Below are 19,513 nucleotides of genomic sequence, written 5' to 3' on the forward strand. Positions count from 1 at the left end.
ATCTCTTGAGCTGCTCTAGCTCGGCAATAAAAGCGGCATACTCGTTGGCATCCAAAATGACTTTATTCCCGTTGTACCCCAGTATTCTAGGTATCATTCCAGCTCCCCTCTTTTGTGTTTATAGATCTGGGTTGCGATGGTGTTAATGTTGACGCCGGTCAAGTCTCTAATTTTCGCAGGCTTTAACCCTTGATTGTGGTAGGTGATGATCTGCCTTTTCATGTCGGGAGCTATCCTCGCGCGCTGCACGCCTCGCAACATCCGGTTTTCGCACTCTATCAGCTCGTAATAGCGGTCTTCAGGGATGGTGCGCGTTTTCGTGGCGGCCTGCGGTGCCGGGGCAAATCGCTCGCTCGGTGCGGCTGGCCTGTCCTGTTTCTCAAGCGCATGCTCGAAAGCCATAAAACCTTCGACGATGCGGATCGCCTGCTCGGTCGCCTCCGGCGTTTGCAGGATGGTGGCAAACATATAGGCGCCGCGACGGGTGTAGGCATAGGGAAGATGACCGCCGTTATAGGCGATATCACATTTTGTGACCTCGCGCCTTTCCAGCTGAAAGTAGGCCGTTCCTTCCTGAAACTTGGCGGGGTTTCTGTTCCTGGCCTGGTTTAACTCTCGGGTTGTTACCCCATAAATTTTCGCCAGGTCGGACTGCACCATGAAGGGTTCGCGGTCTGCAAGTTGATAAATTTTTGCTCCTGCATCCGCCAGTACGGCGGACCGAACGGCAGGCTGGAAAAGGGAGTCGAAAACATCGTCAAGATAGCTCTGAGCTTGTTTTTTGCTCATGCGGTTGCCTCCTTCTCTTCAAGGGTGTTCTTTGCGTGAGTGATGTTGCGCTCGATGTCCGCCAGAAGCATGCTGAGCCCCTCAAGCCCGCGCGGGCTGAGGTTGTCGCGGCTGTGGGCGGCGAAGCAGGAAAGGGCGTCGGCCAGAAAGGCCGACTTGCAGATGCACTCTGAGAGAGCATCCAGGGGATGGGGAGCGGGTTGGGTCATGATTTTCTCCTTGGGTTGGGGTTGAATCCCCCTCTTCCCGCCGTCAAACGAAAAGAGGGCGCGCCATGCGGGTTGACGGACCGGCACCCAAGGAAGCCGGCGAGCCAGAAGGCTCCCCACATGACGCGCCCAACTGAAGGCGCGACCATGTTCCGGACGCACAAAAACCGCCTGAGACTCTCGGCGGTTGCGTCCGCCTTGGGTGTTTCGGGCCGTCAAACCCGGCCACTGGATTTTGCCAGCAGCAGGGCAAGCGTAGCCCGAAGCGGTTTTTGTGTCAAGTTTCTGCATTGTCTTCACCTGTGGCTGCTCATCAGTACCGGGTCGCCACATCCGGCAGACGCGACATGACAAAATGTCATGTCACGTTTCGCAAGTCAGGCTCACTCCCCGCTCAAATCCCACCCCTCACGCACCGCCTGCTTCCTGAGCGCCGTAATCAGCTTGTAAAGCTCGTCATCCGGCACCCAGGCGACCTTGTCGACCTTGCAGATCCGCTGCGCCAGGGCATCGGCATAGCCCCAGGGCTTGCCGCCAACGGTGAGCAGCGCTTCGATCTTCGCCAGCTGCGCGGCGCGGCCGTAGCGGCCCGCCTCGATGTTGTGCGGCCGCTTGCCTTTGCCGCCGGGTGCGCCACGGCGCTTCCAGACGCCTGCGGCTTCGGCCTTGTGCTCCAGGTCGGCCAGCAGCTTCGCGGCCTTGAAGGGGGTTAAGTCCTTGCTGGAGCTGGCGCCGTAGGTGGCGAGGATGTCGCGGTAGGCGTCGTCATCGAGATTCAGCGCGCCCTTGACCACATGGATCAACTTAATCTGCTTCTTGGTCGCCATGGCCTTTGCCTTTCTTGGTGTTCTTAGCGTCTTGGTGGCTGCTCAAATAGGGCGTGCGGTCTTTGTATTCCTGACGCTTGCCCTTGTTCCACTGCTGCACGGGCCGAAAGAAACCGCAGACGCGGGACCAGACCTCTGTGGGGCGGCTGCATTTAGGCATCGCGCCGCTCCATTTCTGACCTCACATCGCTGTAGATCTGCTGCATGACGGCGGTTTCAAGGTAATCGCTGATGCACACGCCGCGTTTTTTAGCGTCGGCGATCATCGCCCGGTAGACCTCGCCGGTCATGCGGCAGCTGGCGACGTGCGTCTTGGGGTTTTCGACTGTTTTTCCCATCAGAACAGGCTCCTTTGGTTTTCGAGAATCATCTGGTACTCAAATCGCCCGCGGCCGACGCAGCGGGTCACGATGTCGTAGCCGTTGCAGCGCAGCTCGGCAATGACCGTATTGACGGCGCACACGTCGGCTGCGCGCATGATGTCGCGGGTGCTGTGCCAGGCTCCGTCGGAGAGCAGGCGGTGAGCACGTTGAAGGCGCTCGCTTTCGTCGATCTTTGCGTAATGGATACGGCTCATTGGTCTCCCCTGCGCGCGTCTGCGGCTCCGCGCCGCCAGTGGATGGCGGCAAACGAGGTGTATGGATAAGGGCAGGGCGCGCCCTGGGCGGCCAGCCCCTGGTGGTAATAGCGGTTTTGGGCCTCCTCGGTCTGGCGGCGGATCGCGGCCATGGCGGCTTCCCATTTCCAGTCGGTTGCCATGATCTCAAGCCCCTTAAAAAAGTTCCCCGGCGCAGCGGCTCAGGAGGAGGGGGCCGCTGCTCCGGGTGAGGTAATAAACCTCGAAAGCCTCGGTGGCTGGCTGCTCATCAGGCCCGGGGCACCACCCCCGGACGACCGGCCCCTGAAGAGGGGCGCGGTTTCGCTAGATTTCTCGCTCAAGCAGGGTACAATCCTGCGGCTTGACCCACTGTTTTTCGGGCTTGATGCCTGCGGCCAGGAAGCGCACCTGCACTTTTTGCTTGCCGACCCGGACGATCTGGGCGCGCTCGGCTTCAAACTGCTCGGGGTCTTCGTCGACTTCAACGACATCGCCCAGGTACAGAACCTCTCCGTCTCGATCGATCATGACTGCTCCTTTACAAATGCGGCGCAGGTTGACTTCCGGCCGACCTGGTAGTTGCACTGCAGCGGGCATTCAAGCCGTGCGCTTGCGGGGCGAACGCGGTGGTTTTTGCACTGTGCGCAGGTGCCTTCCTCACGTTTTGCGGTGCGGTATTTGTGTGCCATGGCTTCTTCCTTCCTCTCCATCGGTGGGTATTTTTAGCGGCGCTTGAGCGCGTCAAGGGCTTCGTCTGTACTCTGGCATGTCTGGCTGCCTACAACGATCAGCATAGCGGCCCCCTTTAGCTCAGGCGTTGGCCAGGTCGAGCGGGATCTGCTCGTAGCGGCCGCCCTCGGTGCGCTCGTAGATGCGCAGGTAGGTGCTGGAGCCGACCACCTGGAGGCTTTCGCCGATGGCGTCCATGGCGCGGTTCCAGCGCGGGTCGTCGATGTCGTAGCGGCGCAGCTCGAGGATGCGGCGAATATCGAGTCTGCCCTCCTGGTTGACTTTGAAGGCATCGTTGACGATGACCTTGAGGTTGGCGTTTGAGCCTTCGGCCCATTCGTTGATGCACTCGTCGATCAAGGCTTTCGCGGCCTGCACGCCTTCATCAAACGTCAGGTGCTCGGCCTGATCGCGCCGCACCTTGTATTTGCCGTCGAAGGTCGAAAGCTGCACGTTGCCCTTGACGCCGCCGAATTTGACGCCGTAGCGCTCCAGCGAAAGTTCAATGAAGGCGTCGATATCCCCCAGGCGCTGCAGCTTGAATTCAGCCAGGTGCCGGCGCAGCTTGAGGGCGGCTTCGACGATCTCGCGCACCAGGGCGTCGCGCTCGATGTCGATGGGCCTGATCTTCTCCATCGGAATCAGCCGCCCCTGGGCGTCTTCCATGTAGCCTTGAGGGATGTCTTTTATCTGTTGTTCCATGATGGTTTATCCTTTCTTTAAACTCGGTTGATTGAGGCCCTGCACGGTGTTATTGGCCACCATCAGCTGGGCATTCTTGACGGCGCGCTGGTAGCGGATGCGGCGTTCTTTGCGCCAGGCGAAATAATTGCGGATGCGGTTAATCATTTTGACCTCCTGAGAGTCTGCGGCGGGCCCGCTCTTCGCGGTACACGCGGATAAAGCCCATGACGTTGATGCCGACAACGATGCCGATAAAAAGCAGCGTGGCGTCGCGGATCATGCCGACCGGCCTTTTTCGCCGGGGCTTTCTTCGGTGCTGCTCAAGGCCAGGGCGCACATGATGGCGATGCCGACAAAGCCGCCCAGCAAAAACATAGCGATCAGATACACAGCGTTCATGACGCCCTCCTGCAAGTCCGTCGTTCGGGGTTCTCGATAAAGGTGCCGTCAGCCTGCTCAAACAGCGGCGGCGGTGCGGTTTGCTGGCCCTGATTCCAGTTGCGCCACAGCCGGGCATGGGCCGGGCACAGCGGGTACGTCGCGCAGCCTTCGACGTAGGTCTCTTCGCAGCCCTGCACAGTGCAGGTACGGGTGCGCTCGGCAACCCACTTGCGGCGGCTCTCAGAGGCCTTACGGCTCTTCACGGTGCGCTCCTGGCTGGCCTGGTCGGCGCGTCTTACCGCCCGCTCTTCAACCCGCTTGGGCGCTTCGCGCTGTACGCTGAAACCACAGCGCAGGCAGCGCACGCGCTGGATCTTGGTGTTTTCGAGGTAGTCGACCTGAGCGTCAAGGTACGCCGGGCCGCCTTTGCATTTGGGGCAGTGGGGCATGGGTTCACCTCCTGTTACAGTTGCGGCAGGCGCGGTACATGTGCACCCGCAGCGGGTTGGTGGCGGCAAAGGGCTTCTTGCGCCACTGGCTGCATTTGCCCAGGGTGATGGTTTCGCCAAGGCCGGGACAGTCGACGGTCGAGTTTCCATAGACTTCCTCGACGCGGGTCAAAAGGTTGTTCAGGTTGCCGCGATACTTGCCGCTTAAAGCCTGGCTGATCGCCGCCGAGGAGTAGCCAAGCTCCTCGGCAACGCGCGACTGGCCGCCTTGCCCCATCTCCCTGTTGTATTCGGTCACCTTCTGGCGCAGAAGGCTGAGCAGATCCGGGTGGGTCATTGTTTGCCTCCCGCAACTCTGAGGGTTTCGTCATCGGGGGTGTCCTCTTTGTTTTCTTCTTTGTCTTTTTCTGTTTCTTTGTCTTTTTTTTCACAGGCAGAAGCGATTGAATTGCCGCACTTCTCGCAGGATTGAGGGTAAAGAGGCCCCGAGTCGCGCACCAGGCGAAACACCTGGTAGTCACCGGCGCGGCCTGAAACGGGGCGGCCTTCCTTGACCACCACGCCGTGGGCGCAGAGGTTGGACATCCATTTGCGAAGGTTCTGGTAGTCGTTCTTACCCCGGCTTGGGCCGAGGGTCCGGCAAAGGTCAGGCAGGGTGAAGCGGCGCATGATGCGCATGCTCTGCCAAGCCTTGGCGCGCAGGGTGTGGGGTCGACGGCGGCGATGTTGCATGCCCTTTTTTCCAGCCATAAAAACGAACTCCATAAATTCAGATTGAACGGATTGTAAATGCGGATAAAAAGCGTCCTGAACTCAATGGGTCAGCCGCCGTTTCGCGTCGGTCGCGTGGTAAAAATAGGCTGATCGTAGAAAAGCTCCCGGTCGCCCCATTGTTCATGGGTAACCCGCCCGATTCCGCTGGCCTTGCCCATGCGCTCGATCTTGCTCAGCCCGATCACCATGCGGCCGATGTTGCCGCGCGCCGAGCTGTGCAGGTGCGCCAGCAGGCAGTCCGCAACGCCGACTTCACACAGCTCGTCGGCCACGGCGCGGGCGTCATCCAGGTCGATGCCGGTGAATTCGACCCACTGGGTGATGCGGCGGGCAAAGCGGCCGTGGGCCTGCACGGTGCGGGCGATGTCCTCCATCCCGCACAGGATGATGGGGCAACCGCTGATGTCGTAGATGTCGCGCAGGGCTTCTGCCATCTCGAACTTTTTCGGCTTGTCGAAGAGGTGATCGGCTTCGTCGATGAAGATCGGACGCTTGTTCTCGGCGAGCTGCTCGACGATGAAATCCACCATATCGGCGCGGCGCAGCATGCGCTGCCCGCCCAGCTCTCTGCACAAGTAGCCGAGCATGCTGGTCACCGTCCAACTGCTCATGGCGCGGGCGTAGATCCCGTCCATGGCATTGACGACATAAGCGATGGAGGTTGACTTGCCCTCGCCGGGTTCGCCCCACAGCAGACCCATGCCTTCGGTGCCCATCGGGCGGTCCATCAGTTCATCGACGGCGGCCAGAAACCGCCGCATGTTCTTGGTCATTGCCATTACGTGCCTCATTTTGGTATCCTCCTTAATGTTGCTGTTTTGCGCCCCAAAAAGGGCGCGCCCAATTTGCCGCCGGCGGGGCCTCGCCGGCGGCTTGTTTTATTTGACCCGGCGCAACCTGGCCCCGTCGAGCACGCGGCTGGGGATCTCACCCATCGGCGGGTTGAGCCACAGCTCATGCTTGCGGTCAAGCGCGGCAAGCTTTAGCCGCCGGTTATTTTCAAGCCGGGTTTCGTGCCTGCGTCTCTCATGCAGGTTCATGGGCCGCAGCCCCTCTTCTTCGAGCCAGCGTCGGCGGATATCGCACCCGCCCACCACATGATCCAGGCGCCGATAAGCCTCCTCGAAATACGCCTCTTCCTTTTCCACCGACCACTGCGGACCGAAATCTCTGTCGAGCTGTGCGAGAACGTCCCTTTCATGCCATTTCAGGACGGCCTCCGGGTCATAACTGCGGCTGCTGATGTCGTTATTCATCGCCTCGCTCCCCTCTGGCCTTGCGGGCCCTCTCAGCAAACGGCTGCCAGCCGGACCGCAGCAGGCCCTTCTTGCCTTTCCCGGCCAGGAAGGCGTTGTAATCCGCCAGCCATTGCTGTTCTTTCTCGGTCAGCGCCTCGCCGCGCTTGCGCTCGGCTTCCAGCCGTTCGTAGGCTTCGTAGTCGTTGCTGGGCATGAAGTCGGCCTGCCCTTTTTTCTCGACCTTGGCGATGATGCGCTCTGACTTCTCCAGGGCTTCCGGCGCAATCTCGACGACCTCGGGGGCTTTGCGCGCCTCGATCGGTCCGCCGCGGCGCTCAAGCTCGATCTCTTCGGCCCGCCGCTCGACATTGCGCATGCGGTTTTTGTAGCGCTCCTCGCGGGCCTGCTCGACCTTCGAGACCGGGAAGAATGCGCTCTTGTTGGCGTCGCGCTTGGCGATCACGATCAGGCGGCCTTCCTGGTCGCGCACCCAAACGCGGCTGGCGTCGTGGATGTCGTAGCCCACCATGACCTGCTCGCCGTGATAGTGCTCAAGCGCGGCATCGGCGTAGACGTTCTTCCACAACCGCACGATTCCCTTGCGGGTGGTGACTCTCTGATGCGGGCGAAACAGCAGCGCGATTTCGTCGTCGGTCAGGGTTTCGGGGCGCCAGCCACGTTCGAGCCAGCTGGCCCAGGCTTCAAGGGGGCACATGTTGCGGCGGCGGCCGGTCTGCGGGTCGGTAATGCGCGGCAGGGCCGAATGGGGGCGGCGGTTGTAATCTTCCACCGCGCTCTCCATCAGCAGCAGAAATTCCGCCCAGGGAATCATCAGGTCGGACTGCACGTCGCGCTGCTCTTTCTGGGCCTGCTTCACCTCTTTATCCAGTGCGAGATAAACCTTGCGCTTGACGGCGGTGTCCATATCCTTGCCGGTGTAGGTCGGCAGCTTCTTTGCGGCGCGAATCCACAATCCTTTATTGAGGTTTTCCACCAGGCCGCGCCCCTGCGGGTTGCCCGGGCGTCCGCTCTCGAAATTGATGCCGACCCGGGGGAAGAGGCCAGCCACCTTGTCGATGTTGACCTTCGCCATGTTGCCCGCGCCCTTGTCGGCATAAACGAACAGCGGCAGGCCGCCCACCGGTTTGTTTTCGTCGACGGTGACGCCGTGACGGATCGCGTCGGCCACCGTGGTTGCACTCTCGGCAAGCCCCGCGCTCCAGCCGATCACCACCTTGGTCACCGTGTCGATCACAGCGCAGACCTCGGGGTGAAAGGGGCGGCCGTGGCTGGGGTGCGCCACGTAGGCTTTGAAACTGTGGCCGTCGATCTGCACGATGTCCAGCGGCAGGAACTCGCTCACGTCGCGCTGGCGGTACATGCGCTGGCCCCGCAGCTCGCTTGCGGTCTTGCGGCCGCGTTGCACATCGAGGCGGCTGAACTTTTTCAGGAATCTGCGCGCTTGGCCCTCGCTGGGAATCGGTTCACCGGGCAGCGCAACCATCTTCATGCGCTCGATGGCGTCGGCCACGCTGATTTTCTGCGGCACCTGGTACTGCTTGAGAAACGCGGCGGCCCAGGGCGGCAGCTGATCCTTTTCAACGGTTTTCGGGGCCAGGGCGGCGTAGTTTCCGCCGGATTTTTTGTAATCGCTCCACCACCGCATCAGGGTGCGCCGCGACAGAGCCCGTGCCCCGCCTTTGCCGGATCGCGCGTTGGCCACCGGCACCAGCTCCTGCAGCTCCTCGGGCAGCGTGCCCGCCTTCGATTCGCGCACCAGGTAGTCAATCCCTTTAGAGACGCCGGCTTCCATCTCGGCCCGTTCGATCAGGCGAATAAACACCAGGCGCGCATCCATGCGCCGCTGCTGCCATGTTTTGAGCGAACCCAGGTCCTGCACGTCGATCACGGCGGGAAGGCCGGCATCCTCCTTGGTCGCAAGGGCGGTTTGCGGATCGTCGCAAGGCAGCGCCTCGGGGATCTGGCGCGTCTCTTCGGTGAGCTTTCCCAGCTGTTGATCGGCCAGGTAGCCGCGGATCAGCTCGCGCTCCTCCCTCGAAATCGGCAGCGCCGCCAGGTCGTAGACCTTTCCGCCGCCTTTGGCCCGCTTCGGCAGCGGCGTCCAGCCTTCGTTCGCGGCGCGCTTTCTGATGGCCCTGTCACCAACGCCAAGCGCGGCGGCTATGTCGGATGTTTTCACGTTCATCGCTCGACTCTCCCGGGGGAAACTTGCTATTGCCGTGGCTTGCGCCCTCGTTTACAATGTTTCCCCGCCCCGTAGCGCTCGGGCCAGATCTGTTCGGGGGGCATCCCCAGCTTTGCTGCGATGGCCCGCTCCATCCGGGGGCGCCGGTCGGTCATGGCGCGTCCCACCGCCTGGCGCGAAACGCCAAGCTCTCGCGCGATGGTGGCAAAAGATTCGCCGCGCAGCTCAAGCTGGCCCTTGACCCAGACGCGGCGCTCTGCGTCGCTGAGCCCTTTTTTCGGGAAAGGAGCAATCATGGACGTGTCCTCCCTGCTGAGATGGTCTCTCGGACGCGGTAGCGAGCTTCGGAGAGAGTTTTCCGAACAAGATATTTCCACGCTGTGGCAAGACCTGCGGTCAATGGGCAGTGCCCGCTGGGGAGTTTGGCTTCGCGAGCACAGGCCTCACATAGCCTCTCTCGCTGCCGCCGCGCCTCGCGAGCTGCGCGCAGAGCTTGAGCCTCTGGATCGTTCTTTTCGGCTTCGTATCTTGCTAGGAGTGCTGCTCTGTAATCTTGAATCGTCCAGGTTTTTCGAGATTCTGGAGTATGTGGTGTTTGACCAGGACGCGCCGCCGGAGGCTCTTCAGTCCGGGGCAGCCGAGGCTTACGATCTGATTCGGCATGATGCGCCACAGCCTCTGTGGCCGTTTGCGGGCGATTCTCCGTTTGGGGGTTCATAGACAGTCTCCTTTGCCGACTTCGTGTCGGTTTTTTTAGTAACCGTTTGGTTGACCTGAAAACGACTATAAGTCCCCAAACGGAAACCTGTCAAGGTCAAATTTACCGTATGGCCTTTTTTTATAAACCGTTCGGATTTTTTCATTCTGGGAGTTTTCGTTTGGTTCCGACTTAACAAAAAGCCAGAAGTCGGAACCAATGACAGATTTTCATTTAATTACAATACCTTGCGGTCTAGTCGGAACCGCTTGCAGGATTTTGCCATAGTTCCGACTTTACAAGCAGAGAAGTCGGAACTCCCAAACGGACATCGGAGATAGGTATGGAAAGCATAGGGAGCCGAATAAAAGCTATTCGAGGCGAAGAGCTCCAGGAGGGATTTGCAAAAAAGGTAGGTGTTTCAAAGATGACTGTAGGTCGATGGGAGCGTGGAGAGAGATTTCCCAATTTTGAAGACTTACAGAATATTTTAAAGACCTGCCCTGAAATCAGCCCAGCCTGGCTTCTTGCCGGAGAAGGCCCCATGCTGCGCCAGGCAGATAACGACAGCGCCTGTTTCAGTGCGCAGGAGTGCCTCAGCGGCGATTTCGCCCTGGTGCCGCGCTACAACGTCTGCGTCAGCTCCGGCGGCGGGGCCGTGATCGAAAGCGAGCAGGTTGTCGATTATCTGGCGTTTAAAAGAAATTGGATCAGCGAGATGGGCTTGCAAGTTGATCGCCTCGCTCTGGTGACCGCCATAGGCGATTCAATGAGCCCGACCATCCAGGAAGGCAATCTCCTCCTGGTCGACCTAAGTCAGACACACGTCCAGGACGGCGCGATCTACACACTAAGAATGGATTCAACCCTCGTCGCAAAACGACTTCAACGAAAAATAGACGGCGGAATTATCGTTAAAAGCGACAATCCCGACTATTCAGACCTGTTCGTGGACGTCAAAGACCTGAACATGCTGAATATCGTTGGGCGTGTTGTTTGGGCGGGGCGGAGGATGTAAGAGCAAAGAGTTACTTTTCACGCAGGTGATTGACAAATCCAGCGGATAGCCAGCCAGAGGCCGCACCCACAAGCAGCAGAACAATCCCAAGGAGAGAGTCATGCAAGGTATTGTCTTCGGAATCTTTGCTCATCCCTTGATCACGATGGTCATAGGGTTCCTTTTCGGCTTCTACGGACGAGTTCTGACGGATAGGTTCAAGCTTTCCAGGCAAGCCGGGTCCGACCTCGTCGCTACTATAGACAGTGAGCTTCTGTCTTTGACTAGCAGACGACGCGCAGATGGTTGTACCAACTACAAAGCCGTTGAAATTACCACCCGCGAGATATCCAGGTATCGTAGCCTGGCAAGCAGAAAAATCCGAAAACGCATCAGCACTTACTGCCAGGAATACAAAAGCCAGATAGAACACCACCGTTTGCACGAAGACCCAAGCGAATTGTTTTTTGGCTACCGAAACCACTTTGCAGCGGCTGATGCTCTTAAAAAAATACGATTTGAGATTTGCAAAGAATAAACGAACCATTGCTGACATCCTTTCCTTGCCTCGATTTGCACAGCTTTTCAGTGCCAAATCACGCAACAGAAAACGCTGCACTGGATAAATATGTCGAAATCCAGTGCCAAATTGCAAAAATTTCGTTGGCGGTTAAACTTTTTCTCAAAGCCCGATAAATAAAGGCTTCCCGTTCAATCCCATCGTTTCCAAATCGTTCCCGGCTTAGTGCCATAGCAACCAGTGGGTAACACTGTTTTTCCCGTCTTTTTTCAACCCGGCAACAGTTCGACCAGCAGGCCAAGTGCTTCACTTTTTGTGATCCTGAACGGTGTCTCCGACTCCAGCCCCTTTTCCGTTTTGAGCCGTCGGATAAGCTCGACCATGCCCTCAGGTGCAAGTTCATTGCCTGCCTGCTGCTCGATTCGTTCAAGTCGTGTTTTTAGTCGCATGGTATCTGCTCCGTTACTGCGTAACAATTGCTCCGCAAATCAGCAGTAACTGATCCGCAACTGCCGCCCATTCTCTGGAGTAAAAAAACATTATCTGCCGATTCGGGTCGATCAAGTCGCAAGCAATCGCCAGAATGGGAGACTTTCGTCGGCGTTGCGGGTAGTGGGTGCCGCCAGGGTCATTCACTCCCGGCGGTTCATATACGCGCTTCACACGCAAGCAATGACCACACCATGTAAATCAATCCGCCGTCCTGCCTGCCGTTCGTCGCTCACAGGGCAAATCTGAGCGCCGGTTGTGAGTAAATGACAGCTACACACTTGTAGTTTCTGGAAAGGATTATTGATTGAGCAAACACTGCATGACTGTTGAGAAAAACCGAGATGGTATGATACATGCTTTCTGAGTAAATAATGGCATCAAACCGCCGCCGTTTGAGTAATAAAAAACCTCTGCCACCACAAAGGGCGACAGGGGCATAACTCCCGGCCATGGCCACGGAACCGGATTTTTCACGTTGTTGATCATGGGCTGATAACGCTTGTTATCAGTCGCACTTGCTGATCTGCCGAAACATCATAAACGCCTGTTCGCCCTGTGTCTTGGCGTGATCCAGTGCCCTTTGCTGGAGTGCTTCGTCGGATTCGCCATCCATCCGCAGGATGTCAACGTCGCCATAGCGCCAGCCGATTGCAGGGACGCGCCAGCCATCAGAGGCGTTGCCATGCTCTTTTGAAACAAGGCATATCCATAATGCCCTCGGTTCCGTGGGAGAATGCCGGGCCTCGAGTTCGTCAAGTCGCCGCCTCAATGTTCGAGTCATTTCTCCAGACTCCTTTCGAGTTCGGCCAGTCGCTGTTCGAGTTCGTCAATCTCGCGGACTTTCGCCATAGTGGATAGCGCCTGCATCAGCTGGCCGGCAATGTCCGGTGCAATAGTGCCATCAGTAGCCGCCTGCAATATCCGTTGCGCCTGATCCAGCAGATTGCCGCTTGCTGGCATCTCCAGTTGAATTGGTGCGGCCTGACCCTTCAGCGGTGGTGCAATTCGCGCCAGACAGGCATTCAGCGCCGTTGTGTCGCCTGCCAGTGCAAGGTTGATTGCAGTCTGTGTCAACTGTTCGGCATTCGCCATCAGCAGACGCCTTGCCGGGTTCTCGACGGGTCGCCCTGACGGGTTGCCGCTTGCGCCTTTTTTCCACCGACCATCCTTGGTGCGTGATTTGGCCGTGCTTTCAGGGTGTGGTGATTTCTTCATGGAACAGACTCCCTTCTATACTTGCGTATGCCGTACATTGCCTTTTTGCGTGGGGCCATGGGTAGGTCGGGATCTCGCCAATGCTACAAGCGCCCCTGCCTTGCTCCGGGTTGATGGTGTCGCGCTCAAAGTGTCGGCATGGCCCGCAGGTGACAACAGTCGCCGCCGCCGGTTTAGAATAAAATCCTGACGGTGCCGGGGTGGTTTTTTCGGTGGCCCGATCCCCTGCTAAAGTCGCTAAAGTTGCTAAAGTTTCGTTTTCATCCGGTTCGGGTTTAGCAACTTTAGCGACTTTAGCGGCCCCCGCCGTGCTGAATTGGAATTTCGGGAACAGACTCACGCTGTTACCTCCCATACTTCCCGCCGCTTTTTCCCGCCTATTTCTGCGCCGCCATCAACCGCCCTGATCCGTCTGTGTTGCTCCAGAATTTCAACAATCCGCTGGGCTGTTTTTCGGTCTCTGACGCGATTTGGGCCGCGCTGATATAAACAGGGCAAGCTAAAGCGTCCGCCCTGCTCCGTCGCCCATGTCAAACAGGTTTCGGCAAGTACCAGCTCCGGGTCGTCGGCACTGCTATGGAATAAGCGCAACGATTCGCCAAGGTAGAATTGAGCGATTGAAATCCCGGCCTGAATCTCCAACTTGGTGATGGTGGTTTGTGCCGGGTCGTCGATAATTGCCAGAGTGCCCGCGATCCGCGCCGCCTGCTCCGCTGCCTTGCAGGCGAACCCCTTAATCGGTGCAAGTGCTTCGCCCTCCCTGCAAAGCAATTCAACATGATCATGAAACCTGATCCATTCCCCTTTGGCGTCGCTTGTCAGTGTAATTTGTCGCGGGTTCAGCTCGTTGCGCTCGCCGTCTGCTATGGGTTGCGGGTATTCAAGCAACGCCATCATGGTTGAAAAATAACGCCTTGCCTCGATGGTGCTGTTCAGGTCAACAGACTTATAAAGACGGGTGCCGATGGTGCTTTGGGGGTAGCAGGTCAAACAACGCGACAATAGTCCCTGATCCGCCAGGGTCTGGTTTGCCAGCAACCGACCAGATATTCCCGGTTGCAACATCAGATGGACCGAACAACGTCGTCCATACAATAAAATATTGCCGTCTTTACTCCGTGTTCGATCAATAGGGCTGCCGTCCCAGAGTTTGGATAGTCCCGCCGCTGTTTTGAGCTGATTATCTTGGTTCATAGCGTGACCGCCGACAAAGCGGCCACCTTCGCTGCTGAAAATTCCAAGGGACGGTTGCCCGTGCTGTAGTAGCACGACAATGCCCTCATAAGTCGGTTCTTCCGTGATGATCTGTCCCTTGATCAGCGACAATTAAATCTCCCGTCCGGCGACAATTATAATTCCCGAAATTTTTAGGGGATTGTAAGCTTCCGCCCATCTTTAAAGAAAGGATGGCGGATGGTCACCGATCAACAAGTAAGGAGGTTATTCAAGCTGATGAAAACGCAAACCACAGGCTGCGTTGCCGCTGCCAAGGCCGGCATGGATGAAAAGACCGCCCGCAAGTACGTGAAGGCGGGCAACCTACCCAGCGAGCTCAAGGTTGAGCACACCTGGCGAACCAGAACGGACCCCTTTGAGGCCCATTGGGAGGACATTCGTGAGAAGCTTGCCGATAATCCGGGGCTGGAGGCCAAGACCCTCTTCGAGGATCTCCAGCGCCGCTTTCCCGGCGTCTTCTCAGACGGCCAGCTGCGCACCCTGCAGCGTCGCGTGAAGCGGTGGCGGGCCCTGGAAGGTCCCTCCAAGGAAACGTTCTTCCCTCAGCTGCACCGCCCCGGCGAGCTGGCCCAGTCCGATTACACGCACATGGGCAAGCTCGGCATCACCATCGCCAAACAGCCCTTCGACCACCTCATCTATCACTTCGTGCTCACCTACTCCAACTGGGAAACCGGCAGCATCTGCTACTCGGAGAGCTTCGAAAGCCTCAGCGAGGGGCTGCAGGCGGCGTTGTGGGAACTCGGCGGCGTGCCACAGGCTCATCAGACGGACCGGCTGACGGCGGCCGTGCACAACGCCCTGCACCAGGAAGAATTCACCCAACGCTATCAGGCTCTGCTCAGGCATTACAACCTGAGTGGTCGCAAGACGCAGGCCGCCAGCCCCAACGAGAACGGCGACGTGGAGCAGAGCAACTACCGTTTGAAGAGGGCGGTTCGCCAGGCCCTCCTTCTGCGCGGCAGCTTCGACTTCGAGAGCATCGAGGAGTACCGGCGCTTTTTGCGCGAGCTCTTCACCAAGCTCAACCGCGGTCGCCGCGAGCGTTTTCTGGAGGAGCAACGCATACTGCGCCACCTGCCACAAAGGCGGCTGGAGAGCTGTACGCGCCTTGAGGTCACGGTCAGTCGCGCAAGCACCATCCGGGTCAGCAACAACACCTATTCCGTCGAAAGCCGCCTGATCGGCGAGAGCCTACAAGTTGAGCTTTTTGCCGACCATCTCGATCTTTTCTACGCTCAGAAGCGCGTGGACTCGATGCCTCGCCTGCGCGGCAGGTGCCGGCATCTTATCAACTACCGCCACGTCATCGATCAGCTGCAGCGAAAGCCTGGAGCCTTCGAGAATTACCGCTACCGCGAGGAGATGTTTCCCGGCAGCTGTTTCCGGCTCGCCTATGACGAGCTCAAAGAGCGCCACACCCAGCAAGTGGCCGCTCGCGAGTACCTCAAGATACTGGCGCTGGCGGCCAAAGAGAGCGAAGTGGCGGTTGCTGCGGCCCTGGACGAGCTGTGCGGGCATCAACCCGTCACGGCACAGGCCGTGGAGGAGTTGGTGCACGCACAGCAGATTGCCTCGCCTGTGACCGAGATCGGAGTCGCCGCAGTCGACCTTCTCAGCTACGATCGCCTATTGTCCGGGCAGCAGGAGCTGGCCCATGCAATCTGAGAAGGAGAAAGCAGCCCGCCTGCACCGCCACCTGACCGAACTGCACCTGCCCACCATCCGGCGCTGCTATCAGGAGAGCGCAATCGCAGCGCGCCGGGACAACTGGGAGTACGAGAGCTACCTGCTGGAGCTGGCCGAGCGCGAGCGCGAAGAGCGCCGTAACGCCAGGACCGCGCGCCTGCTCAAGGACTCGAAACTGCCGCTGGAGAAAAACCTCAAGGCGTTTGACCGCAAGCGATTGCCTCGTAAGGTCGATACACAGCTGACCCAGCTGCTCAAGGCGACGTTTCTCGATCATAAGGAAAACGTCCTGGCCTTCGGCAATCCCGGCAGCGGCAAGACCCATCTGCTGTGCGCGGTGGCCCAGGAGCTCATTTATCAGGGCCGGCAGATACGCTTTATGCCCTGTAACCTGCTGGTGCAGGAGCTTCTGATCGCCAAGAGGGATCTGACGCTGGCCCGCGTGCTCAAGCGCTACGCAAAATACGAGGCGCTGATCATCGACGACATCGGGTACGTGCAGCAAAGCCGCGAGGAGATGGAGGTCCTCTTCACCCTGCTGGCGGATCGCTATGAGCGTAGCAGCATCATGCTCACCAGCAATCTGCCCTTCTCAAAATGGGAGCAGATCTTCAAGGATCCCATGACCACAGCGGCGGCCATTGACCGACTCGTTCACCACAGCGTGATTCTGGAGCTCAATATGCCCAGCTACCGTTTGGAGCAATCACAAAAGGCGCAGGCCCTGACTGAGCCACACCAAGAGACCCTTTAGGAGCAAACCCCATGAAATGCTTAGCCTACAACCCCCAGAAAGGCCGCCTGGAGACGCTTGAGGTGGAGTTCACACCTGAGAACACGACACGGTTTCTGCGTTGCGGCAGTGGTTGCGTCACTGCGATCACCGACTGTAACGGTGGGTTGCTCATCAAGTCGGGCTTCGACCACCCGGTCTACCTGTATGACGTATCCAGAGCGGACATCGGGTACAGCCAGAAAAAGGCCAGAGAGCTTCAGCAGCAAAACATCTAGCAGAGCCGCAAGCGGCGGCGGCAAAAAGTCCCAACAGCCACCGTCGTCAACAGCTCTCAAGAAACGGGAATTTTAATTGTCGCTGACCCGGAAAAATAGTTGACGTTGATCAGTCCCTTAATGGGTGGCAAAGGTTCCGGGTCCAGTGCCATCAGTTCCCGACGGGTGTCTCCTTCTTTGGATTTCAAAATCTGATCTTTGGCTTTTGTCCATGCTGCATGCGCCGCGATAAATTCGAGCTGCTCTTGTTTTGCCTGATCCATCAGCGCCCGTTCATGCTTTCGGTGTGGTGCCAGAACAATGTTGTCGGTTGCGCTCTTGCGTTCGCCGCTCTCTCCGATGGAAACAGCAAACAGGGACAAGGGAAACTGACGCCCGTCGATGGTAACGTCGGCCAGAGACTGCGCCGCCAAGGTGGAGCCGATCAACAGACTTTGCGCAACCATTGCTGCGGGGGCCTGAACAACGTCGATGATCAAGTCGGCCATGTCGCGCAGGACGTGTGGTAACGCCTCAAGGGGAAACTGCTCTGCTGGTGGCAGTGGGCGCCGCAACGGCAAGGGTTCTGCTAAACCTGCTAATTCTGCTAAAGTTTCCGGCGTCCGCGCTGCCAGAATCTGCCGCTTGACCTCATCCAGTCCGACCGCTGCCGTTAGGTCGTTAAAGTCGGTCCCTTCCGCGCCAGATGGAAAATCAGGCACTGCCAGCAGACCGCCGACCGCCTGTGCCGCTTCGGTGCCTTTGGTCAGTCCGGGGTTGTTATCGGTGTGGCGATCATTGTCCGCGCAGATGATGATCTGGGCCTCCGGCAACTCCGACCGCATGGCCAGAGCGACGGGTTTCAGGTTTCCGCAGTCGAAACAGACCGCAACGGCCTGCCCGGTGGCTTCGTGGATTGTTGCTGCTGTAGCGTAACCTTCCGCCAGATACAGGACTGATTCGGGCCTGCCGCCAATGGAGTGATAACCGCCTTTTTTGTCAGTACCTGTTAGAAAAGTTTTGCTGCCATGAGGACTAATAAATTGCAGACCGACCAGCTCCTGATTGGCGCTGCGGACGGGGACGACAAGCGCCTCCTTATAAACTTTCAAGCCATAAGGCTTGACGTTCTTTTTTATCAAATAAGGGTGATCCGCTGGTGCCGGTGTTGCCTTGCTCCAGATAGCATTCGCCTTCTTCCTGCATTCGGCTCGTCTCTGCTCCTGCTCTGCCTCGCGCTGCCGTTTTTGGGCTTCCAAATTTGCCCTGTGCCGGGCTTTTTCCTCAGGGGTAAGGGTTTGGTACTCGCGGCCGCTCCATGTTTCGTTGATGTCCCGTTTCCAGCATCCGAACGCGCCTGCCGCCGGGTCACTGTGGAGAACGTACCAGCCATTTTCTGATCGGGTTCTGTCGCCGGTGACATGAAACCGGTGAAGATTGCCATCGGCTACAACGTCGCCGGGGGGGTCGATTCCTGCCTGCCGCATGGCGTCCTTGAATGACTCAATCATGGCGTCGCCCTCCTGACCAGCGATCCGACCGCCAGAATGAAAAACAGCGGTAACAGCAGCAGAACCGCAGGAACAGCCGCCAATGTCAGAACGCAATCAACAATGAAACCTTTGATTTTGGGGGGGGTTGTGGTAGTCTTGACGGTAAAAGGTGCCTCGCCGGTTCCTTTTTTCAACGCCCCGGTCTGGTGCCCGCCAGCCGGGGTTTCTGCGTTGCGGTGGCTCATCATACCGCCCGACCTTCGGTGCGCGCCCGCAACCAGCTGGCCAAACTCTCGGCGGAATAAACGCGTTTGTTGGCGATCCGGTAGGACTCCGGCACAGGCTCGCCCTTGCTTCGCATATTCGCCAGGGTTTTGCCGTTTAGCGTGCCGCCGGTGAATCTGGCAATTTCCGACGTGGCAACAACCGTTGACGGCCACTTTTCAACCATTTTTGTGAAGATGTCCGCTGTCATTTTGATTTCTCCTTTCAGTGGGGGGGCTGTTTGGAGAAACACGGACGATTCAGGTGCTAATCGGTAGGATGGTGATATCGCCGATCCGAAACGTCCGTGTTTATCCCTGTGATGGGGACTTTACCGGACGCGATTCGGCATTAAAAGTCTATTAAAAATGGATGTTTATTTAGACAAAAGTTACTGCCTTTTCTCTCTTTCTTGTCGTCAGCGTTTGCACTCTCTTAAATATTCGTTTTTTTCCTTTGTGACGCTATCCCAAACCTCTTGAGCTGACTTGTTGGCGTCGGATTGATGTTTCTTGTGCCATTCAAAAAAACGCTTTTTCTGATCGTTTTGATCCTTCGTGACCATTGCCTTGATATGTTTAATGCTTCGGCTATAGCTTCCATCATCGCGCTTGAAATATTTTTCTTGGATTCCATAGCAGGCCTCGATGTACTGATATCCTTGCTCGCGCAACTCCCAAAAATCTTCAATTATCATGTGGTCGGCCAGTGGATTGCGTTCTACTTTGGGGCGGCCTTGCTTGTTGTTGAGTAGGGCAAAATCATCAGAATTTGGACTCTCGCCATTCTTTGCGGCCTCAGCAATCCGTATCATTGCCCCTTTTTTAGTGGGAAGCATGGCTTCAATATCGTCTGCGCTCCATCTGTCTTTCCAGGTGCGGCATTTCGTTTTTCTGTCGAGCCGCTTCCGTGGTATCCCGTCGGGATATTCGAGGCAAACATCGCCATCTTGTCTATGAATGCAGGTGGTGCATTTTTGCCGCCTTGCGTCTTTTATGCGTTCAGCAGTCAGGGTGCCGTAAAAAATATCCATAGT

Annotated in this window: 33 protein-coding genes and 2 other RNA genes; 4 read left to right on the forward strand and 31 right to left on the reverse strand. The window is 57.8% G+C overall.

Annotation, left to right across the window (positions count from 1 at the left end; genetic code table 11):
• Positions 1–93: 93 nt before the first annotated feature.
• From GSUB_RS18285 to GSUB_RS16235, 22 genes are all read right to left on the reverse strand, one after another.
• Positions 94–789, reverse strand: coding sequence for an ORF6N domain-containing protein (locus GSUB_RS18285; RefSeq protein WP_052465017.1), 696 nt, complete (start codon positions 787–789; stop codon positions 94–96).
• On the reverse strand, positions 786–998 hold the full coding sequence (locus GSUB_RS19205) for a hypothetical protein (protein ID WP_144402054.1): 213 nt from the start codon (positions 996–998) through the stop codon (positions 786–788). Before GSUB_RS19205 ends, GSUB_RS18285 begins: the two co-directional genes overlap by 4 nt.
• 300 nt (positions 999–1,298) lie before the next feature.
• Positions 1,299–1,374: hammerhead ribozyme type II (locus GSUB_RS18805), an RNA gene on the reverse strand.
• A 7-nt stretch (positions 1,375–1,381) separates the two neighbouring features.
• A complete protein-coding gene (locus GSUB_RS16170) occupies positions 1,382–1,825 on the reverse strand; it encodes a gp16 family protein (protein WP_040201765.1) in 444 nt (147 codons plus the stop codon).
• Positions 1,803–1,985, reverse strand: coding sequence for an anaerobic ribonucleoside-triphosphate reductase (nrdD, locus tag GSUB_RS18290; protein WP_052465018.1), 183 nt, complete (start codon positions 1,983–1,985; stop codon positions 1,803–1,805). Before nrdD ends, GSUB_RS16170 begins: the two co-directional genes overlap by 23 nt.
• Positions 1,978–2,163, reverse strand: coding sequence for a hypothetical protein (locus tag GSUB_RS16180; RefSeq protein ID WP_040201766.1), 186 nt, complete (start codon positions 2,161–2,163; stop codon positions 1,978–1,980). The genes nrdD and GSUB_RS16180 overlap by 8 nt, the downstream gene beginning before the upstream one ends.
• Positions 2,163–2,402, reverse strand: coding sequence for a hypothetical protein (locus tag GSUB_RS16185; protein ID WP_040201767.1), 240 nt, complete (start codon positions 2,400–2,402; stop codon positions 2,163–2,165). The genes GSUB_RS16180 and GSUB_RS16185 overlap by 1 nt, the downstream gene beginning before the upstream one ends.
• Complete coding sequence (locus GSUB_RS16190) at positions 2,399–2,584, reverse strand: hypothetical protein (protein ID WP_040201768.1); 186 nt, start codon at positions 2,582–2,584, stop codon at positions 2,399–2,401. Before GSUB_RS16190 ends, GSUB_RS16185 begins: the two co-directional genes overlap by 4 nt.
• A gap of 94 nt (positions 2,585–2,678) precedes the next feature.
• An RNA gene (locus GSUB_RS18810) (hammerhead ribozyme type II) lies at positions 2,679–2,750 on the reverse strand.
• On the reverse strand, positions 2,748–2,951 hold the full coding sequence (locus GSUB_RS16195; protein WP_040201770.1) for a hypothetical protein: 204 nt from the start codon (positions 2,949–2,951) through the stop codon (positions 2,748–2,750). The genes GSUB_RS18810 and GSUB_RS16195 overlap by 3 nt, the downstream gene beginning before the upstream one ends.
• Positions 2,948–3,112, reverse strand: coding sequence for a hypothetical protein (locus GSUB_RS19470; RefSeq protein WP_158414112.1), 165 nt, complete (start codon positions 3,110–3,112; stop codon positions 2,948–2,950). The genes GSUB_RS16195 and GSUB_RS19470 overlap by 4 nt, the downstream gene beginning before the upstream one ends.
• A gap of 121 nt (positions 3,113–3,233) precedes the next feature.
• On the reverse strand, positions 3,234–3,854 hold the full coding sequence (locus tag GSUB_RS16200; protein ID WP_040201771.1) for a DUF3164 family protein: 621 nt from the start codon (positions 3,852–3,854) through the stop codon (positions 3,234–3,236).
• A 6-nt stretch (positions 3,855–3,860) separates the two neighbouring features.
• On the reverse strand, positions 3,861–4,001 hold the full coding sequence (locus tag GSUB_RS19475) for a hypothetical protein (RefSeq protein ID WP_158414113.1): 141 nt from the start codon (positions 3,999–4,001) through the stop codon (positions 3,861–3,863).
• Complete coding sequence (locus tag GSUB_RS19895; protein WP_268747553.1) at positions 3,994–4,116, reverse strand: hypothetical protein; 123 nt, start codon at positions 4,114–4,116, stop codon at positions 3,994–3,996. Before GSUB_RS19895 ends, GSUB_RS19475 begins: the two co-directional genes overlap by 8 nt.
• On the reverse strand, positions 4,113–4,235 hold the full coding sequence (locus tag GSUB_RS19900; RefSeq protein WP_268747554.1) for a hypothetical protein: 123 nt from the start codon (positions 4,233–4,235) through the stop codon (positions 4,113–4,115). Before GSUB_RS19900 ends, GSUB_RS19895 begins: the two co-directional genes overlap by 4 nt.
• Positions 4,232–4,666 (reverse strand): hypothetical protein, encoded by a 435-nt coding sequence (locus GSUB_RS16205; protein WP_040201772.1) that lies wholly within the window; start codon positions 4,664–4,666, stop codon positions 4,232–4,234. The genes GSUB_RS19900 and GSUB_RS16205 overlap by 4 nt, the downstream gene beginning before the upstream one ends.
• 4 nt (positions 4,667–4,670) lie before the next feature.
• A complete protein-coding gene (locus GSUB_RS16210; protein WP_084212169.1) occupies positions 4,671–5,003 on the reverse strand; it encodes a hypothetical protein in 333 nt (110 codons plus the stop codon).
• Positions 5,000–5,416: a hypothetical protein gene (locus GSUB_RS16215; RefSeq protein ID WP_040201774.1), complete on the reverse strand. Its 417-nt coding sequence runs from the start codon at positions 5,414–5,416 to the stop codon at positions 5,000–5,002. The genes GSUB_RS16210 and GSUB_RS16215 overlap by 4 nt, the downstream gene beginning before the upstream one ends.
• A 71-nt stretch (positions 5,417–5,487) precedes the next feature.
• Positions 5,488–6,219: an AAA family ATPase gene (locus GSUB_RS16220; protein WP_235269854.1), complete on the reverse strand. Its 732-nt coding sequence runs from the start codon at positions 6,217–6,219 to the stop codon at positions 5,488–5,490.
• Between the two features lie 99 nt (positions 6,220–6,318).
• Positions 6,319–6,696: a hypothetical protein gene (locus GSUB_RS16225; RefSeq protein ID WP_040201776.1), complete on the reverse strand. Its 378-nt coding sequence runs from the start codon at positions 6,694–6,696 to the stop codon at positions 6,319–6,321.
• A complete protein-coding gene (locus GSUB_RS16230) occupies positions 6,689–8,884 on the reverse strand; it encodes a Mu transposase C-terminal domain-containing protein (RefSeq protein ID WP_040201778.1) in 2,196 nt (731 codons plus the stop codon). Before GSUB_RS16230 ends, GSUB_RS16225 begins: the two co-directional genes overlap by 8 nt.
• Positions 8,885–8,910: 26 nt before the next feature.
• A complete protein-coding gene (locus tag GSUB_RS16235; RefSeq protein ID WP_052465019.1) occupies positions 8,911–9,180 on the reverse strand; it encodes a helix-turn-helix domain-containing protein in 270 nt (89 codons plus the stop codon).
• Between the two features lie 744 nt (positions 9,181–9,924).
• Between GSUB_RS16235 and GSUB_RS18295 the strand changes: the two genes are divergently transcribed.
• The gene (locus GSUB_RS18295) at positions 9,925–10,599 is read left to right on the forward strand and encodes an XRE family transcriptional regulator (protein WP_052465020.1); all 675 of its coding nucleotides are present in this window, start codon (positions 9,925–9,927) and stop codon (positions 10,597–10,599) included.
• 10 nt (positions 10,600–10,609) lie between these two features.
• Here the strand turns inward: GSUB_RS18295 and GSUB_RS16250 are convergent, their stop codons facing one another.
• From GSUB_RS16250 to GSUB_RS16270, 5 genes are all read right to left on the reverse strand, one after another.
• The gene (locus GSUB_RS16250; RefSeq protein ID WP_040201781.1) at positions 10,610–11,125 is read right to left on the reverse strand and encodes a hypothetical protein; all 516 of its coding nucleotides are present in this window, start codon (positions 11,123–11,125) and stop codon (positions 10,610–10,612) included.
• Between the two features lie 242 nt (positions 11,126–11,367).
• Positions 11,368–11,547: a hypothetical protein gene (locus GSUB_RS16255; protein ID WP_040201782.1), complete on the reverse strand. Its 180-nt coding sequence runs from the start codon at positions 11,545–11,547 to the stop codon at positions 11,368–11,370.
• Between the two features lie 548 nt (positions 11,548–12,095).
• Positions 12,096–12,371 carry a hypothetical protein gene (locus GSUB_RS16260; protein ID WP_040201783.1) on the reverse strand — a complete coding sequence of 92 codons (276 nt, stop codon included), beginning with the start codon at positions 12,369–12,371 and terminating at the stop codon, positions 12,096–12,098.
• Positions 12,368–12,805 (reverse strand): DUF5681 domain-containing protein, encoded by a 438-nt coding sequence (locus GSUB_RS16265; RefSeq protein WP_052465021.1) that lies wholly within the window; start codon positions 12,803–12,805, stop codon positions 12,368–12,370. Before GSUB_RS16265 ends, GSUB_RS16260 begins: the two co-directional genes overlap by 4 nt.
• A 336-nt stretch (positions 12,806–13,141) precedes the next feature.
• The gene (locus tag GSUB_RS16270) at positions 13,142–14,131 is read right to left on the reverse strand and encodes a DUF3987 domain-containing protein (protein WP_052465022.1); all 990 of its coding nucleotides are present in this window, start codon (positions 14,129–14,131) and stop codon (positions 13,142–13,144) included.
• Positions 14,132–14,257: 126 nt separating this feature from the next.
• Here GSUB_RS16270 and istA point away from each other — a divergent pair, with 126 nt between their 5' ends.
• The 3 genes from istA to GSUB_RS16285 are packed head-to-tail and all read left to right on the forward strand — an operon-like array spanning position 14,258 to position 16,741.
• Positions 14,258–15,709 carry an IS21 family transposase gene (gene istA, locus GSUB_RS16275; protein ID WP_084211813.1) on the forward strand — a complete coding sequence of 484 codons (1,452 nt, stop codon included), beginning with the start codon at positions 14,258–14,260 and terminating at the stop codon, positions 15,707–15,709.
• Positions 15,699–16,484 carry an IS21-like element helper ATPase IstB gene (istB, locus tag GSUB_RS16280; RefSeq protein WP_040199855.1) on the forward strand — a complete coding sequence of 262 codons (786 nt, stop codon included), beginning with the start codon at positions 15,699–15,701 and terminating at the stop codon, positions 16,482–16,484. The genes istA and istB overlap by 11 nt, the downstream gene beginning before the upstream one ends.
• A gap of 11 nt (positions 16,485–16,495) precedes the next feature.
• On the forward strand, positions 16,496–16,741 hold the full coding sequence (locus GSUB_RS16285; RefSeq protein ID WP_040199854.1) for a hypothetical protein: 246 nt from the start codon (positions 16,496–16,498) through the stop codon (positions 16,739–16,741).
• A 56-nt stretch (positions 16,742–16,797) separates the two neighbouring features.
• Here the strand turns inward: GSUB_RS16285 and GSUB_RS18300 are convergent, their stop codons facing one another.
• The 4 genes from GSUB_RS18300 to GSUB_RS16305 form a co-directional block, all read right to left on the reverse strand.
• Entirely contained in the window at positions 16,798–18,231 is a 1,434-nt protein-coding gene (locus tag GSUB_RS18300) for a DUF3987 domain-containing protein (protein ID WP_052465023.1), read from the reverse strand.
• The gene (locus GSUB_RS16295) at positions 18,228–18,461 is read right to left on the reverse strand and encodes a hypothetical protein (protein ID WP_040201784.1); all 234 of its coding nucleotides are present in this window, start codon (positions 18,459–18,461) and stop codon (positions 18,228–18,230) included. Before GSUB_RS16295 ends, GSUB_RS18300 begins: the two co-directional genes overlap by 4 nt.
• Entirely contained in the window at positions 18,458–18,688 is a 231-nt protein-coding gene (locus GSUB_RS16300) for a hypothetical protein (RefSeq protein ID WP_040201786.1), read from the reverse strand. Before GSUB_RS16300 ends, GSUB_RS16295 begins: the two co-directional genes overlap by 4 nt.
• 207 nt (positions 18,689–18,895) lie before the next feature.
• A complete protein-coding gene (locus tag GSUB_RS16305; RefSeq protein ID WP_040201787.1) occupies positions 18,896–19,510 on the reverse strand; it encodes a hypothetical protein in 615 nt (204 codons plus the stop codon).
• Positions 19,511–19,513 lie beyond the last annotated feature (3 nt).

The organism is Geoalkalibacter subterraneus (assembly GCF_000827125.1).
In the GTDB taxonomy this organism is placed as follows: domain Bacteria; phylum Desulfobacterota; class Desulfuromonadia; order Desulfuromonadales; family Geoalkalibacteraceae; genus Geoalkalibacter_A; species Geoalkalibacter_A subterraneus.